We start from the raw sequence: 15918 nt of genomic DNA, 5'->3' as shown, positions 1-15918 counted from the left end.
GGCTATTTATGGTGCTTATTAATTTAACTTAAAGGTTAAACTAAATAGGAATAGGGATATTAGAAGTTATAACCCATACCTACTGTGTATTCCCAGCTACCGTTAGACGAGTTGTCTTTAGCACTGTTTTTGCTATCAAACAAGAAGCCGTATTCAGCACGCGCTTGTACGAAAGTTGAAGGCAGTACGTAGTACTTAGCACCTAATTCCAAACCTGCAACACCGGAGTTTTTGGCGTGGTTATAGTATTTATAACCTAAGTTAGCACCAACGAAGGGACGAAACTCAGCCTGACCGAAGTGATAATCGATATAACCTCGAGTACCACCTGACCAATCATCGCTGCCGCCACTTACTGAACCCCAGCCCACACTTTGGCGAACACCGGCTACGGTTTGGTCATTTAAATACCAACCCATTTCACCAGACAAACCCATACTGCCGTTATCGAATTTCTTGTCGCTTTGACCAGAACCACTGATGGAGAACTCACGGTCGCCCTCTTTAGGGCCCACACCCTCGTAAGTACCTTGAGCCTGAGACAGAGTTGGGATTAATAAGGCGCTTGCACATACAGCTAAAGACAGCTTTTTAAATGTTTTCATGGAAAAAATCCTCATATCGACTTACAGGTTTTTAGTAAAAGGGGTGAACAACATGTTTCTTAATATAGCTTAGCTATCATGATGAACTTGTCTCACTTAATGAGACAACCCGCTGCACTCACCATCTAGGTTTATGCATTTACGGTAGTGATGTCAAATTAGTGCTTCAAAAAAGTTCAATAAATTAACAAATATTAGTCAGTTTTGTTTCTTATCGGTACTAAACAGTAAAAAAAAGCACTGAAAATTTTAACGACTCACTTGAAGTATATTAGTGACTAAGTTTCTGTATTTATTGTGCTTTATGGCTTTATTTATAAGCAAGCTGACTTAATTTGAGTTAGAAAACAGTCTTTTTTAGAAAAACTTAACCCATAAATGAGAAATTATTGAACAACAAGCCGATTTTAGCAGTCGCGACAGAGGGTGACGTTAAATTGAAGAGCCCTACTGTCAGAAAATGTAAGGCCACAGCTAAGCGAGTTTTAAAAGAAAGAAAAGATAGAGTAATTTCTAGGCTAGGCTGATTTTAGGGCGCTCTTGATAACAAGCTGACTAATGTTAACTGGATTTGTGGCTTAGTCCGCAAATAAACCTGCCTATATATAACGCCATTAAATATGACGCTATGCTGATAAAGATAAGCTAGCACAATGAAGCAAATGGCTAAGGCTATGACTTTATCTTCTAAGCTTGATAGGCGCGTCTATGACAACTTCAAGTTGGTCTTTATTATGGCAACAGTTTGAACAAAGCTTTAAACATACCAGTGATGCGTTAGGGATTAATGGCATTAACTGGCAAGTGATCTTTTTTAAAAGTTTTGGGCAAGTATTAGTGTCGTTAATGATTATATTAGTGTTTGCCGCTTTATATTGGGCGCTGGCAGCCCTATTAAAATGGACCATGATCCGTTGGGAGTATGGCACGCGCTTTATGGTGGCGGTGCGCTTAGTGCTACGTTATTTGTTTATTTTAGTGCTGATGGTGGCCTTGTTAGCGCAATATGGTGCTTCTGATGTGGTGCTTAAAGCGGCGGCTCGGGCTGGCTTAATGGCGCTGTCTATTTATATTGTCTGGTTATTGCTCTCACGCGCACTGGCTTCTAACCTATCTCGTCATCATATTGACTCATCCCTTGAACAATTATGTAAAAACAGCTTATCGGTGACGCTTATTACGCTAGGCTGCATTACGGTATTAGCACAATTTGGCTTTGATGTGGTCTCGATTATTGCCGGTCTTGGCATAGTGGGAATTGCGGTGGGTTTTGCTGCTCAATCTACGTTGGCAAATTTTATTGCCGGCATTACTTTGCTGATTGAGCGCCCGTTTCGTATAGGTGATTGGGTTAAAATTCATGGGGAAGAGGGCAGGGTAGTTCGTATTGCTTTTCGTACGACTTGGCTGCGCACGCGCGATAACATTTTCACCATGATCCCCAATGAAAGTGTGGCAACTTCCGATATTGTGAATTTTAGTGTGGAAGGCTGCACTCGTATTCGCATACCTTTAGGAATTGGCTATAAAGAGTCAGTTGAAGAGGTGCGCCGCTTAATTATGCCTATATTAAATGCCCACCCCATGGTAGTCAGTGATGAGCGATTAACAGCGCGTGTCCAAATGCGTGAAATAGGGGAGTCTGCCTTGATGTTAAGTGCCCAAGTGTGGGTGCATGCTAAAGACATTGAGGTTAAAGGACGTATTTCTTGTGAGCTGCTGGAGCAAATTCAGCATGCGGTGGCGAAAGCGGGCATTGAAATGCCCTATCGTAATATACAATTACACTTAGACGACGAGCTAAAGCGAAACTCGCTGCCTAAAGATAATATTAGTTAGGCGCTTAATATTATTTTAAACGCACTTAATCAACTGCGACGCTGAGTGAGATAGTGCTGTAATTGCTGCTGCTGTTCATCATTTAATACTAAGCCTAGTTTAGAGCGCCGCCATAAAATATCTTCACTATGATAAGCCCACTCGGCTTGGACTAAATAATCCACTTCTTTTTGATATAAGCCACCACCAAAATCAATGCCTAAGTCTGTCAGTTGATGAGCCCCATATAAGAAGTGGTGGCAAAGCGTGCCATAGCTGCGCACAAAGCGCGCTACCATGTGCTGAGGTAGCCAAGGGTAGTCTTGGCAAAGCTCACTTTGTAAGTGTTGATGATCTCTAAAGTGGCCGCCAGGTAAAATGGCGGTTTGGGTCCACGGGTGTTTAATGTGGCTAAAGAAGGGACTAATGGCATTAACGCCAGCTTCAGCTAATAAACGATAGGTGGTTAGCTTGCCGCCAAACACTGATAATAAAGGAGCTCCATCTTTCGTATCTAAGTGAAATGTATAGTCACGCGTGACATGTTGCGCTTGTTGGCTACTTTCTTGCTGGGGTTGTGCGCTAGCGTGTTCTTCAATTAATGGCCGCACGCCTGAGTAGGACCAGACAATGTCGTGAGCACTAATTTTTTTCTTAAAATGCTCATTAGCTACCTGACACAAATATGTTTGCTCTTGTTCATCTATCGCTACCAGAGCGGGGTCGCCGACATAGTCAATATCTGTAGTGCCAATTAAAGAAAATTCTCCTTCATAAGGAATAACAAATACGATGCGCTGATCGCTATTTTGTAAAATATAGGCGTGAGGCTCATCATGTAAGCGTGGCACTACAATATGGCTGCCTTTTACTAAACGCAGCGCTTTTGGAGCGGGCATTGCTATCACATCGTTAAAAATACTACTGGCCCAAGGGCCGGCTGCGTTAACTAATACCCGAGTCTGATAGTGGCTAATTGCCCCAGTTTGTGTGTCTTGGAGCGTCACTTGCCACAAGTCTTGCTGGCGCCGTGCCTTAATACAACGGGTGCGCGGCTTAATATCAGCACCCTGTTGTTTGGCAGCCATAGCACATAACACCACCAAGCGGGCATCATCTACCCAACCATCAGAGTATTCAAATCCTTGAGTTAACTCACTCACCAAAGGGCTGTTAGCGGAAAAATTGATGCTGTTTGAGCCCGCTAAACGTTGGCGCTTGGCTAAGTTATCGTATAAAAATAAGCCAATACGCAGCATCCAGCTTGGGCGTAAGTGAGGCTGATGGGGCAGGCGAAAGCGCAGCGGCCACATAATATGAGGAGCGTTATTAAGCAGTAATTCGCGCTCAGCCAGCGCTTTTTTGACCAAACAAAACTCATACTGCTCTAAATAGCGCAAACCACCATGAATAAGCTTGCTACTACTAGAAGAAGTGGCACTGGCGAGGTCGTGACTTTCACAAAGTAAGACGTTTAAGCCACGACCCGCCGCATCCAGCGCAATGCCTACGCCATTCACCCCGCCACCAATCACAATCACATCTAATGGTTTATTTGTTGTGGGCATGATGCTTCCTTAAAGATCTGACGGGGATAAATAAAATGGATTACTCTATCCAATTTCGAGCGCGAGCAACGGCCTTTTGCCAGCCTTGATAGTGAGCCTCGCGCATTTTGTCCGATATAGTAGGAGAAAATGGCTGACAACGTTTAATTAATTCAGCCAGTTGCTCGGTATCTTGCCATATTCCTACGGTTAAGCCTGCTAAAAAAGCCACACCGAGGGCCGTAGTTTCTAATAATTGGGGACGAGAGACCTCGATGGCACTGATATCCGCTTGAATTTGCATGAGTAAGTTATTAGCGCAGGCACCGCCGTCCACTTTAAGCTCGGTGAGGGGTACTTGAGCATCTTGTTGCATGGCTACTAATACATCGTGACTTTGAAATGCAATGGCTTCAAGGGCGGCGCGAATAATATGATAGCGATTGGTACCGCGACTTAAGCCCACTAACATGCCTCTGGCATAGGGATCCCAGTAAGGGGCGCCCAAACCAGTAAAGGCGGGTACTAAATATACGCCCTGTGTGTCTGCTACCTTAGCGGCGAGAGCGGCTGAATCACGGGATGACTTAAGCAAACCCATCTCATCCCGTAACCATTGAATAATGGCGCCGCCCATAAAGACTGAGCCCTCCAGCGCGTAATTGACCTCACCCTTGGCGCCAATGGCTAAGGTGGTGAGTAGTCCATATTGAGACTTTACTTTTTTTAAACCCGTATTCATTAATAAGAAACAGCCGGTGCCATAGGTATTTTTGGCCATGCCTGGCTGTAGACAAAGTTGGCCAAATAAAGCTGCTTGCTGATCGCCTGCTACGCCTGCAATGGGGATTTGGGCACCTTGACTGCCACCTAACTCTGCATAGCCAAAAGTATCACCTGACGCCTGAACGTTAGGTAGTAGTGAGCGCGGAATATCCAGTGCGGTGAGTAAGTCTTCATCCCAGTCTAAAGTATTAATATTAAACAACATTGTGCGCGAGGCATTAGTGTAATCCGTGGCATGTACTCGTCCCTCGGTAAGCTTCCAAATTAGCCAAGTATCTATGGTGCCAAATAAGAGCTCACCGCGCTCAGCCTGTGCGCGTGCACCCTCTACATTATCGAGTAGCCATTTTATTTTGGTGCCTGAAAAATAAGCATCCAGCACTAAGCCTGTTTTTTTGCTAATTTGCTCAGTTAAGCCTTGTGCGGCTAGTTGTTCACATAAGTTTGCCGTACGTCGGCATTGCCAAACGATCGCATTATAAATGGGGCGTCCGGTGAGTTTATTCCACAACACTGTGGTTTCACGCTGATTAGTAATGCCAATGGCTGCAATCTCGTTAGGAGTAATGCCAGTTTTAGCTAACACTTCGCTTAACGTGGCGCGCTGGCTGGCCCAGATTTCCATGGCGTCGTGCTCTACCCAGCCAGATTGAGGATAAATTTGGCTAAACTCACGTTGCGCACTGCCTTGAAGGTGCGCTTGTTCATTAAAAATAAGCGCTCTTGATGACGTGGTTCCTTGGTCGAGCGCGATAATATAACGGGCTTTAGTTGACATACAGGCTCCTAATTTTAAAAACACTCCTCATTAGCACAAGACTACTGCTTCACCCACGACTGGCAGCGCAAGGGCAGCTCGGGGCGATAGGGAGTGCGGCTGCCTGTCGTACTTAAGGCACCGGTTTTATCTTTTAACCAACTGGTTAATTCACTACCACAGCCCGTCCCAGGGGGAGCGGGCGCTTGAGGTACACAATGTATATCTTCTTTGGGGCAATGCAGTCGTACATGAAAATGCCCCGAGTGGCCATACCAAGGACGCAGTCGTGGCAGCCAAGGTGCGTGTGGATAAGCCTGACACATGGCTTGCTTAATTAAAGGATGCACAAAAATACGACTTACCCGCGGGTCTGTCGCCGCTAGGGCAATTAATTGGCGCTGCTGATCTTTAAAGTGACGAGTGAGGGTATACAGCGAGTGATTGACCATATCGATCTCGGGTATGTCCTCTAGCTGGTGAGCAGGTACCGGTGGGCTGCGCAGCCAAATATCCGCATCCAGCCCAGTTTGATGGCTGCGATGACCATATGGAAAAGGCCCACCGCGCTCCATGGCTATGTCAGCAATAAGCATTGAAGGGAGTTGTGCTTGTTGCACTTTTTTACCCAGTACTTGCAGATAGTTAATGAGCGCGGGTTGGCCATAGAAGCGTTCGCGACTGGCGCGGATCACCTTAAAACCTGGCCCTTGCAGTGGTAGCGCTTGGCTATCAAATTGACACCCTGCAGCATAACCGCCCACGGCTTGTGCCCAAACCAAGCGCGGTATGAAACTGCTTATCAGCAGCAGTGCGCATACCGCCATCCATTTTTTCATGTTGCACTCCTTGCATTAAACCCTAAACTTATCACCGCAATTTTTTAACTCTCAGCCCTTAGATAAGGTTAAGCGGCGTGCGTTACTGGTTTTTTGCTATCCGATGATATTCTCTCACTATATTTGCATGTTCGCGCAGCGTTGGCACCCTTATTTATAGCGAGGCAATTTTTTGTTAGGGTAGGGCACTTTTATTGATTGGAACACACCATGACAGTGCAGCGCTTGTCGTTAACTTCATTATTAAAGCAGCCTTTAACGTTTGTGCTTATCCCTCCTGCCTTGCGTTTTTATCTGACCCATGCGGTATCGCTGCTGGTCAGTTTGGCAGTAGTGGTGTGGACGGTATGGGATGGACAAGCCGGTTTTGGCTTAATTCACTGGGTAGGCATTATATTTGGTGGGGCCGTGTTAGCCATGAGCCTCTGGCCGGCGAGTTGGAATCGACAGCGATTAATTAACTTAGCTTTTGATGAGCAACAGCTGTATTTGGTGAATGGCCTAACTGATCAGGCCGTTGCATTACCACGCGAACGAGTGTGTGCAGTAAACAAAGGAAAGTTGCCCGGTCATGATGGCGCCATTATTACCTTCACCCTCGATTTAGCATTAAGTGAGTCTGAGCTGGCGATGATCCAAGACACACTTGACTCGCAAGTTGAAGACAGATTTAAGCTTGAAGATGACCGTTATCGCTTTGGCTTTGTGGCAAATTGGCGCAACCGTCGTCAACTATTAGCCGCCGTTTCGGTACTGGCTCCCACAGTGGTGGCACCCGAGGTGGTTGAAGAAGATGATGATGACGATGATTGGGACTAAAGGTAGCGCCCAGCTAAAGCAAAGTGCTGACTTTCGCCGAGGCAACGGCTAACAGACAGCTTTAAGCGAAATGCCGTAAGTTACAATAGCGCCTTTTATATTTAGCCATTGATACTTACCATTTCAACCTAGTGCAGTATTCTCTGGATACTCGATTAAGTTGAAATGATTCGTCCCTTAGAGACTCGCTCCCTTGCGAAGCAGGGTTGTTTTAAAGACTTACGCCTTATGATAAAGGTAAATATCGTATTGCTAAAGCGTACGGCTTTTTCTTCTTAGCTTGGCGCTTAGCGTTTATCTTAAATACGGATTATGTAAGCGCTCATGGCCAAAGGTACTTTCTGGACCATGACCGGGTACAAAGGTAATGTCATCCCCTAATGGCAATAAGGTATGTTTAATCGAGTGAATGAGCTTGGCGTGATCCCCTTGTGGAAAATCACTGCGTCCCACGCCGCCATTAAAAAGTACGTCACCCACGAAGGCTAAGCGCTGGCTAGCGTGCACAAATACCACGTGCCCTGGCGTATGGCCGGGGCAAAAATAGACTTCTAGCACTTCTTCACCCACCCGCACTAATTCGCCTTCATTAAGCCAGCGATCAGGCACAAAGGCGGGCACTGTTGCCAAACCAAACATTTGCGCTTGTTGATCTAAGGCTTGGATCCAAAAAGCATCCTCGATACTGGGTCCTATTACCGGTATCGCTTTCATCGCCACTAGCTCGCCGGTGGCACCGACGTGATCCAAGTGGCCGTGAGTCAATAAAATCGACTCCAGTGTGAGGCCGCGTTGTTCGATTTCGGCTAATAAACGCTGGGTTTCACCGCCTGGGTCAATTAAAGCGGCTTTGTTGGTGGCTGAGCACCACACCAGACTGCAGTTTTGGGCAAAGGCCGTGACCGGCAGCGTGATGCGATTCAACATGTTGTCATTTCCTTTTAAATAAAATACCAAAGCCTAAGAGACAGCGCTTTTTTGCCAGCTCCTTGCACTCACTGGCTTAAGCGCACTTGGCTTTGAGTTTTGTTTAACATAATAGTTGGGCTGGCGAAGTGTTAGTCCGTATGACGGGCTAGCCAATCTGCTAGCTCATCTTCATTGCCGCGCGCGATAATGCGATGCTCTTTACTGTCTTGGTGGCGGCGATAAATGGGATCGTAATAGCGAGCCAGCAACTCTCTGATCCAGGGCTGATGTCCCTCACTGCTAAAGCCTTGGGTTTGCTGGTGGATTGCCTCTGTCATTAATTGTGAGAGGTGGCGCCAATCTCTATCGCCTAAGCGTTTATATAAGCGCTTTAAGCTGTCTTGCAAATAGTCACTTAAGATGTCCAAGTTGCCATTAAAGCGCGCCAGCATAGTGTCAATATAATCATGTTGAATTTGGCGCACTCTTTGTTCAAAGGGCACTTCTAATAATAAAACCGGGACTTGCTGCATGCGCGCATAAAGGCGCTTTGGCAGGGGGCAGCGGCCAATCATGGCACTTTCATCTTCTACTAACCAAGAGGAAATTCCGTTTCGCCGTTGTTTTAAGCGAGCAATGCCAAGGCGATTTTCAAAATTAATGGGGGTGGGCTGTGGCTCTGCCCAATGCCCAAAACTGGAGCCACGATGATGAGCATATCCCTCTAAGTCCAACGACAAAGGGCTGCGGGGTAACCAATCGGTTTTACCACTGCCCGTGAGCCCAGACAGAATAAAACCGGGTTGTTCAAAACCCTGTTCAAGCTCTTGGATCAAACGCTGGCGTAATGCTTTATAGCCACCTTTTACTCGGGTAACGGGGTGGCCGGCTTCTTGAAGCCATTGTTGTACCGTTTGACTGCGAAGCCCCCCTCTAAAACAATAAATAACGCCTAAAGGATTAGCTTCAAGCCAGGCTAACCAGCGTTGCAAACGATGCTCGCGTAACTCGCCCGCCACTAAACGGTGGCCAAGTTCAATCGCCGCCTGTTGACCACGCAGCTTATAGCAAGTCCCGACTTGAGCGCGCTCCTCATCCGTCATTAATGCTAAGTTGCTGGCACAGGGAAAGCTGCCCTCGCTAAATTCAACGGGGGCGCGTAAGTCAAGCAAAGCAATATCTTGGCTTAGTAAGTAGTCATAATCATCCGTTAACAAGGGGTGGGTTGTTGACTCATTCACCCAGCACCTCGATGCGATGAGATTGAGCTGGAGTTAGCTCACCTATGGCCGTTAAATTTAAATCATGTTGTTGGGCGAGTTGTAAGAAATCAGATACGGCATTGGGATTTACCGCCACCAATAAGCCACCACTGGTTTGGGGGTCACATAATATATCGCGCTGGCGAGGGCTAAGGGGTGCTAATTTATGGCCATAGGCCGCAAAGTTTCGCTGGGTACCCCCCGGCACGGCGCCTGCAGCTAAGTAATAATCAAGCTCGGGTAATAGCGGAATGTTATCCATATATAATGTGGCACTGAGGTTAGCCCCTTCACAGACTTCGCTTAAATGACCCATTAAGCCAAAGCCGGTCACATCGGTCATGGCGCTAACACCGGCTAAATGTGCGAAATCTTGGCCGGGTTTATTGAGTTGGCACATGACATCACTGGCAAGCGTGGCGTGCTCCTCTCGCAACACCCCTTTTTTCTGAGCGGTAGACAAAATGCCAATGCCCAGCGGCTTGGTTAAAAACAACACATCTCCCGCCTGAGCGGTATCATTGCGTTTTACTTGGTCCAGCGCAATTTTTCCTGTGACTGCTAAGCCAAAAATTGGCTCCGGTGCATCGATACTGTGGCCACCTGCCAAGGAAATTCCGGCATCGTGGCAAGCTTGGCGCCCGCCGTCGATGACTTGTTGGGCAATCTCTGGCGCTAATACATTGATAGGCCAGCCCAAAATAGCAATAGCCACCACCGGCGTGCCTCCCATAGCGTAGACATCGCTAATGGCATTAGTGGCGGCGATACGCCCGAAGGTAAATGGGTCATCGACGATGGGCATAAAAAAGTCGGTGGTGGAGATAATGCCGAGTCCATTGCCAATATCGACGATTGCGGCATCATCGCGGCTATCATTACCCACTATCAGGCTTGGGTCCGTAAAGACAGGAAGTTGACTGTGTAAAATAGTATCGAGCACGGTTGGCGATATTTTACAGCCACAGCCGGCGCCGTGGCTGTATTGAGTAAGTCGTATGGGTTCCACTTGGGCTTCCTTTAATTCACAGACAGAATATCCTAATACTACTCCTAACAAGCAAGGCTGTGAATAAAGAGCCCTAATCAATTGCTTTTTTGTCACGCAAGTGAGTAGAAGGCACGGATAGGGTAAAGGTCTTGTTCAATTTCCCAACCCCAATCGCCTCAATGGTTGTTAAGAAAATTCTAAAATCTCGCCGGTATTATTAAAAGCTAAAAAGCCATTGATGCTGCCCGCTTGAATAGATTGCACCATCATTTGTAGCGGTTGTTCGGCTTGGTCTGAGTTGGGGGCAATGCCGCCGTGGCCGGACATAGTACTAATAAAGACCACATCCCATGCTTGGCCGGTTTTTTTAGACTCGGCTAATAAGTCAGCGAAGCTGCCTAATTCATCAGGGCTTTTATCTACACAGACTACCGGTGTTAGGGTGCCGCCCATGCCTTGTTCAAAATTGACTTTCTCTGCCTCTGTAGCGTCTTCTGGAAGTTGGGCTTGAGTAAAAACGAATAGCAGCAATTGGGGCTCTGCCTGTGAACGGGCTGCGTGTAATAGATCATCGTAACTGGCAATAGTCATATGGTGACTCTCTGAGTAAATGAAGAAGATAACAGGGGGCGTTAACCACCACTGGCATTCATAAATCGTAGTATTTGTACCTCACCCTCTGAGTTAAAGTGGTGTTTTTCAGGCTTATTATATAAGGCGCTATGAATACGCTCTAATATGGGCGCGTTATCTGCTGGGTAGCGGCGCAGCAGTGTCAGTAAGTCAAGTGAATGCTCGTTGCCCAGACACAATAACAGCTTACCCTCTACCGTTATACGCACCCGATTACAGGTGCTACAAAAATTATGACTATGGGGCGAGATAAAACCAATACGAGTCGCGCTATGATCTCTTAAGCGCAGATAGCGTGCCGGACCGCCGCTGCTTTCGGTACTATCGAGTAGCGCATAGTGTTGGGCAAGACGGGTTCGTACTTTATCACTACTAAAAAGAGAGGTGGCGCGAGAGCGGCCTACATTGCCCAGTGGCATTTCTTCAATAAAGGTAATGTCGAGTTGATGATTAATGGCGTAGTCAGTGAGAGCTAACACTTCATCATCATTGAGACCTTGAATGACTACACAGTTGAGCTTTACGTTTTTAAACCCCGCTTGGCGCGCGGCTTGAATGCCATCCAGTACATGTTGTAGCTCGCCTACTCGCGTCATGGCTTTAAATTTTTTGGGGCACAGAGAGTCTAAACTGATGTTTAATCGTTGTACTCCCGCCGCGGCAAGTGGGCGTGCATATTTGGTAAGTTGTGAGCCATTGGTGGTCATCACCAACTCTTTTAAACCGGGGGTGGCACTGATTTTTTCACACAAGCCTACAATGCCTTTGCGATTTAGTGGCTCACCGCCGGTTAATCTAATTTTTCGTACCCCGTTAGCGACAAAGAGCTCAGCACAGCGTTGAATTTCTTCGAGGCTTAAGATGTGCTCTTGGGGTAAAAATGTCATGTCCTCAGACATACAGTAGATGCAGCGAAAATTACAGCGGTCGGTGACTGATAACCGTAGGTAATCGACTTTTCGACCAAAGCCATCAATGAGTGTTGAGGACATGACACTACTCCTTATTACTTATGAGGGCGTTGTGACTAACAACGCCCGTGTACTACGTCCGTGCTTGGCCAGTATCTTATTGAACCAAAGGCGAGTCGGCGCCTTGCAGCGTGATGCCTTCGATATCGGCCTGTCCGACCAACATTTGTAGATATTGAGTGACACTTTTTTGCCAGACCCTTTGGCTCAGTTGTGCACTAATACGCTCTTTCACCATATGAAACGGCAGTAGCTCACCTTCTACACGTTGCTCAACTACGACGATGTGATAGCCGTAGCGTGATTCTATGGGTTGACTGGCAAGCCCCAGCTCTAAGCGCAATAATTGGCGCTCAAACTCAGGCACGGTTTGGCCCTTAGATAACTGGCCTAAGGCACCTTGTTGCTCTTTTGAGGGACAAGCAGAGTGAGCCATGGCCAGCGCCGCAAAATCGGCACCATCTTGAAGCTGCTCAATAATATTGAGCGCGATATCACGTTGCGTACTGCGCTCGAGATCATCCTCAGGATCAGCGGCAATTAAAATATGCTTAGCAGAAACCAGCGGGGGCATGGTGAAGCTGCGCGGATTACTGTTATAAAAAGTCTCTAAGGCCTCATTACCAATGAGGGGCGTACGGATTTCTTGTTCGAGCAAGCAACGGGTGCTGGCTTCTGCAGGCGTTTCTGAGTCCTGCGCTTGTACGTTAAGGCTAATTTCTGCAGCTCTTTGCCTTAAGAGCTCTTGCAGCACTAAGGCTTGAGCCGCCAGAAAAATAACCTGGCGTTGAGTGTCAGCCGGGTGATATTGCATTTCTTGAGCAATGGCCGTGTCGCTGAGCCTGACGCCATTCACGCGTATCGTCGGCAAGTCGTTGGTATTGCTGGTAGCAATCAGCAATGGATCACTCATATCGATGGCAGCTGCCTCGGTATGAGTGACATCGGTAAATAGCGGTTTTGTTGTCGGTTGCATAATCACGCGCTCCTTAACCTTTTTGACGAACAATTTGACAGCGGCGGCCTAAATACCACACAGGTGCACTGACGATATGGACTAATCGCGTAAAGGGAAATAACACAAACAAGGTCATCCCTAAAAACACATGCAGCTTGTAGATGACACCCACGCTCGCAATGGCATTGGCCGCACTTAAGGGGCGAAAGGTCACAATACTTTGTGCCCAATCGCCGAGCAAAATCATGACAGAGCCATCTAAGTGCTGTGTGGAAGCGCCGATTGTTAGCAAGCCTAAAATCAGCTGTGCCAATAGCACAACCAAAATCATCATATCTGAGGTGCTGGAAGTAGCGCGAATACGTGGATTGGTTAAGCGCCGCTTAATCAACATCACTAACCCGATCAGGCAAAGCACACCAAAAAATCCCCCTGTGATCATGGCCACGAGCTGTTTGTGTTCACTACTGATCAGGTGTTGATAAACAGCGTGCGGCGTGAGCAAGCCCACAAAGTGCCCGGCTAACACAAAGATAATGCCCACATGGAATAAGTTGCTGGCTAAGCGCATGCCTTTGCCATCGAGCATTTGGCTGGAGCCAGCACGCCAGGTGTATTGCGATAAATCAAAGCGTGCCCAGCTGCCTATTAAGCAGATGGCAAGCGCAATATATGGGTACACACCAAACAGTAACAAATTAAAATTAGACATGGTGTTCTCCTACATTTTACTGGATGTGGATGCGCTGGCATCACGGCTAAAATCAAGCCAGTGCAGTGGCACGGCGACTGCTTCAGGGGTCACCTGTACCGGCTTACCACCGCTCGAACCACAGCTTGCGCTTTGGTTGCCGCCCATAAAGGTGATGGCTTCTTCCTCCCATAGCGCATCGAGAGCCTCAAGGCTGTCATCATATTCTTCTTGACTGACTTGCTCTTTTACCTCGTTAATGGCTTGGGTCGGCTCAAAGCCGGCGATTTGTAACAGCGCTTGAAAACAGGCGCTGTAGGCACTGTCTTGCTCGGCTAACCGTGCCGCTAGTAAAGCCAATAAATGCTCAACATCGGCCAAGCCGGCGCGCGCCGTGGGTTCATCACAATAAGACAGGTATTCCAAATACAGCGGAATGTAATCCGGTAACTCTTTGACCCCAATATCGAAGCCGTCTTTTTCGTACTGTGCCATTAAGTCGACCATGGCTTGGCCACGGTCTCGTGACTCACCATGCACGTGTTCAAATAACAACAGCGATAAATGACGACCCCGGTTAAAAAGCTTGACGTAAGCTTCTTGGCTATCCATGAGATCGCGTTCAGCAACCTGACTGAGTAGCGCCAATAGGGCACTACGTTGCTCGGGGCTGATCACACGAGTGGTAGAGATAGCTTCAGCTAGCTCATCTCGTGCCTCCAGTACGACTTGAGCTGGGTAGTCCAATAACAGCGAAATAACTTTGAGTATTTGCATGTTTATTTCTCCCACACTTGTACAGTTTTCATCACTTCACGAGCGGTGTGTTTTTTGCCACCAAACATATTGGCAGTCTCTTCTTCACCGCCACCACCACAGCCATTACCGAAACTAAAGCCACAGCCATTGCGCTCGGCAAAGGCATCGGACATGGCTTCTTCACGGTGTGCGGTGGGGATCACGAAGCGATCTTCATAATCGGCAATCGCTAAGTAGCGATACATTTCATCAGCCATCTCTTTGCTAAGGCCCACTTCTTCTAACGCCGTTAAGTCCTCAACGCCGTCTACGTGCTCGGCACGTTTATAAGCGCGCATGGCCAGCAGGCGTTTGAGGGCGTGTTTCACCGGCTTTTCATCACCGGCGGTGAGTAAGTTAGCTAAATAGCGTAACGGAATGCGCAAGCTGTCTACGTCAGGCAGCACACCATTCATGGCAATTTTGCCATTTTCGGCGGCGTTCTGAATCGGCGACAATGGCGGCACGTACCACACCATCGGCAAGGTGCGATATTCAGGATGCAGTGGCAGTGCCAGTTTCCACTCTACGGCCATCTTATACACAGGCGAGCGTTGGGCGGCGGTGATCACAGAATCCGGCACGCCATCTTTTTTGGCCTGAGCAATCACAGCGGGATCGTTGGGATCTAAGAACATGGCTAATTGTTTGGGATACAAGTCATGTTCATTGGGAGTACTGGCCACTTCATGGATCTGGTCGGCGTCATATAATAAAACGCCCAAGTAGCGAATGCGTCCCACACAGGTTTCTGAGCAAATGGTTGGCATGCCCGCTTCGATGCGTGGATAACAGAAAATACATTTTTCAGACTTTCCGGTTTTCCAGTTGTAGTAAATTTTCTTATACGGACAACCACTAATGCACATCCGCCAGCCCCGGCACTTGTCTTGGTCAATCAACACAATGCCGTCTTCTTCACGCTTATAGATGGCACCGCTAGGGCAGGCTGCGGCACAGGTTGGGTTAAGGCAATGCTCACACAGACGGGGCAAATACATCATAAATGTATTTTCATATTCGCCGTAAATATCTGCCTGAATGTTGTCAAAGTTTTTATCTTTGCGGCGCTTAGCAAACTCGGTGCCTAAAATTTCTTCCCAGTTGGGACCCCATTCAATTTTTTCCATCCGTTTACCGGTGATCACCGAACGTGGACGCGCGGTGGGCTGGTGCGCCACTTCGGGAGCGGTATGCAAATGTTGGTAATCAAAATCAAAGGGTTCGTAGTAATCGTCGATTTCGGGTAAGTCGGGGTTAGCGAAAATATTAGCTAACACGCGAAATTTACCGCCAATGCGCGGGCGAATAGAACCATCGGCGTTACGCACCCAGCCGCCTTTCCATTTATTTTGGTTTTCCCATTCTTTGGGGTAGCCAATACCGGGTTTGGTTTCTACGTTATTGAACCAGGCGTACTCCATACCTTCACGGCTGGTCCACACGTTTTTACAGGTAACTGAACAAGTGTGGCAACCAATGCACTTATCGAGATTTAGAACCATGGCAACTTGTGAACGGATTTTCATGGCGT

15 protein-coding genes are annotated in these 15918 nt (G+C 47.5%); 2 read left to right on the top strand and 13 right to left on the bottom strand.

Annotated features, from left to right (window positions below; all coding sequences use genetic code 11):
- Window positions 1-59: 59 nt before the first annotated feature.
- The gene (locus CBP12_RS03890; protein ID WP_086963135.1) at window positions 60-605 is read right to left on the bottom strand and encodes a porin family protein; all 546 of its coding nucleotides are present in this window, start codon (window positions 603-605) and stop codon (window positions 60-62) included.
- A gap of 708 nt (window positions 606-1313) precedes the next feature.
- Here CBP12_RS03890 and CBP12_RS03885 point away from each other — a divergent pair.
- Window positions 1314-2444 (top strand): mechanosensitive ion channel family protein, encoded by a 1131-nt coding sequence (locus CBP12_RS03885; RefSeq protein ID WP_086963133.1) that lies wholly within the window; start codon window positions 1314-1316, stop codon window positions 2442-2444.
- Window positions 2445-2473: 29 nt separating this feature from the next.
- Here the strand turns inward: CBP12_RS03885 and glpD are convergent, their stop codons facing one another.
- From glpD to CBP12_RS03870, 3 genes are read right to left on the bottom strand one after another with little or no spacing between them, the layout of a single operon-like run.
- The gene (gene glpD, locus CBP12_RS03880) at window positions 2474-3991 is read right to left on the bottom strand and encodes a glycerol-3-phosphate dehydrogenase (RefSeq protein ID WP_086963131.1); all 1518 of its coding nucleotides are present in this window, start codon (window positions 3989-3991) and stop codon (window positions 2474-2476) included.
- A 40-nt stretch (window positions 3992-4031) separates the two neighbouring features.
- A complete protein-coding gene (glpK, locus tag CBP12_RS03875) occupies window positions 4032-5534 on the bottom strand; it encodes a glycerol kinase GlpK (protein WP_086963129.1) in 1503 nt (500 codons plus the stop codon).
- Between the two features lie 41 nt (window positions 5535-5575).
- A complete protein-coding gene (locus tag CBP12_RS03870) occupies window positions 5576-6352 on the bottom strand; it encodes a penicillin-insensitive murein endopeptidase (RefSeq protein WP_086963127.1) in 777 nt (258 codons plus the stop codon).
- 210 nt (window positions 6353-6562) lie between these two features.
- On the opposite strand from CBP12_RS03870, the gene CBP12_RS03865 reads away from it, so the two are divergent.
- On the top strand, window positions 6563-7171 hold the full coding sequence (locus tag CBP12_RS03865; RefSeq protein ID WP_086963125.1) for a hypothetical protein: 609 nt from the start codon (window positions 6563-6565) through the stop codon (window positions 7169-7171).
- 294 nt (window positions 7172-7465) lie between these two features.
- On the opposite strand, the gene CBP12_RS03860 is transcribed toward CBP12_RS03865, so the two are convergent.
- The 9 genes from CBP12_RS03860 to narH all read right to left on the bottom strand — a co-directional run bounded on the left by CBP12_RS03860 (window position 7466) and on the right by narH (window position 15913).
- Window positions 7466-8098 carry an MBL fold metallo-hydrolase gene (locus CBP12_RS03860; RefSeq protein WP_086963123.1) on the bottom strand — a complete coding sequence of 211 codons (633 nt, stop codon included), beginning with the start codon at window positions 8096-8098 and terminating at the stop codon, window positions 7466-7468.
- A gap of 131 nt (window positions 8099-8229) precedes the next feature.
- Window positions 8230-9321, bottom strand: a complete 1092-nt coding sequence (gene mnmH, locus CBP12_RS03855; RefSeq protein WP_232455142.1) for a tRNA 2-selenouridine(34) synthase MnmH — start codon at window positions 9319-9321, stop codon at window positions 8230-8232.
- Complete coding sequence (gene selD, locus CBP12_RS03850; RefSeq protein WP_086963121.1) at window positions 9314-10351, bottom strand: selenide, water dikinase SelD; 1038 nt, start codon at window positions 10349-10351, stop codon at window positions 9314-9316. Before selD ends, mnmH begins: the two co-directional genes overlap by 8 nt.
- A 168-nt stretch (window positions 10352-10519) precedes the next feature.
- Window positions 10520-10924: a ribonucleotide reductase subunit alpha gene (locus tag CBP12_RS03845; RefSeq protein ID WP_086963119.1), complete on the bottom strand. Its 405-nt coding sequence runs from the start codon at window positions 10922-10924 to the stop codon at window positions 10520-10522.
- Window positions 10925-10965: 41 nt separating this feature from the next.
- A complete protein-coding gene (gene moaA / locus CBP12_RS03840) occupies window positions 10966-11958 on the bottom strand; it encodes a GTP 3',8-cyclase MoaA (protein ID WP_086963117.1) in 993 nt (330 codons plus the stop codon).
- 76 nt (window positions 11959-12034) lie between these two features.
- Window positions 12035-12913 (bottom strand): peptidylprolyl isomerase, encoded by an 879-nt coding sequence (locus CBP12_RS03835; protein ID WP_086963115.1) that lies wholly within the window; start codon window positions 12911-12913, stop codon window positions 12035-12037.
- A gap of 13 nt (window positions 12914-12926) precedes the next feature.
- On the bottom strand, window positions 12927-13607 hold the full coding sequence (gene narI, locus CBP12_RS03830) for a respiratory nitrate reductase subunit gamma (protein WP_086963113.1): 681 nt from the start codon (window positions 13605-13607) through the stop codon (window positions 12927-12929).
- Window positions 13608-13616: 9 nt separating this feature from the next.
- Window positions 13617-14363 carry a nitrate reductase molybdenum cofactor assembly chaperone gene (narJ, locus tag CBP12_RS03825; RefSeq protein WP_086963110.1) on the bottom strand — a complete coding sequence of 249 codons (747 nt, stop codon included), beginning with the start codon at window positions 14361-14363 and terminating at the stop codon, window positions 13617-13619.
- A gap of 2 nt (window positions 14364-14365) precedes the next feature.
- Window positions 14366-15913 (bottom strand): nitrate reductase subunit beta, encoded by a 1548-nt coding sequence (gene narH / locus CBP12_RS03820; protein WP_086963108.1) that lies wholly within the window; start codon window positions 15911-15913, stop codon window positions 14366-14368.
- Window positions 15914-15918 lie beyond the last annotated feature (5 nt).

The sequence above is a fragment of the Oceanisphaera avium genome (genome assembly GCF_002157875.1).
Classification (GTDB): domain Bacteria; phylum Pseudomonadota; class Gammaproteobacteria; order Enterobacterales; family Aeromonadaceae; genus Oceanimonas; species Oceanimonas avium.
The sequence above is the reverse complement of the archived record's forward strand: the minus strand, read 5'-3'. Positions and strand labels throughout refer to the sequence as shown.

Excerpts from the sequence above, each read along its gene's own strand:
- CBP12_RS03890 (WP_086963135.1), bottom strand. The coding sequence starts at position 605 with ATGAAAACATTTAAAAAGCTGTCTTTAGCTGTATGTGCAAGCGCCTTA.
- CBP12_RS03885 (WP_086963133.1), top strand. The coding sequence starts at position 1,314 with ATGACAACTTCAAGTTGGTCTTTATTATGGCAACAGTTTGAACAAAGC.
- glpD (WP_086963131.1), bottom strand. The coding sequence starts at position 3,991 with ATGCCCACAACAAATAAACCATTAGATGTGATTGTGATTGGTGGCGGG.
- glpK (WP_086963129.1), bottom strand. The coding sequence starts at position 5,534 with ATGTCAACTAAAGCCCGTTATATTATCGCGCTCGACCAAGGAACCACG.
- CBP12_RS03870 (WP_086963127.1), bottom strand. The coding sequence starts at position 6,352 with ATGAAAAAATGGATGGCGGTATGCGCACTGCTGCTGATAAGCAGTTTC.
- CBP12_RS03865 (WP_086963125.1), top strand. The coding sequence starts at position 6,563 with ATGACAGTGCAGCGCTTGTCGTTAACTTCATTATTAAAGCAGCCTTTA.
- CBP12_RS03860 (WP_086963123.1), bottom strand. The coding sequence starts at position 8,098 with ATGTTGAATCGCATCACGCTGCCGGTCACGGCCTTTGCCCAAAACTGC.
- CBP12_RS03845 (WP_086963119.1), bottom strand. The coding sequence starts at position 10,924 with ATGACTATTGCCAGTTACGATGATCTATTACACGCAGCCCGTTCACAG.
- moaA (WP_086963117.1), bottom strand. The coding sequence starts at position 11,958 with ATGTCCTCAACACTCATTGATGGCTTTGGTCGAAAAGTCGATTACCTA.
- CBP12_RS03835 (WP_086963115.1), bottom strand. The coding sequence starts at position 12,913 with ATGCAACCGACAACAAAACCGCTATTTACCGATGTCACTCATACCGAG.
- narI (WP_086963113.1), bottom strand. The coding sequence starts at position 13,607 with ATGTCTAATTTTAATTTGTTACTGTTTGGTGTGTACCCATATATTGCG.
- narJ (WP_086963110.1), bottom strand. The coding sequence starts at position 14,363 with ATGCAAATACTCAAAGTTATTTCGCTGTTATTGGACTACCCAGCTCAA.
- narH (WP_086963108.1), bottom strand. The coding sequence starts at position 15,913 with ATGAAAATCCGTTCACAAGTTGCCATGGTTCTAAATCTCGATAAGTGC.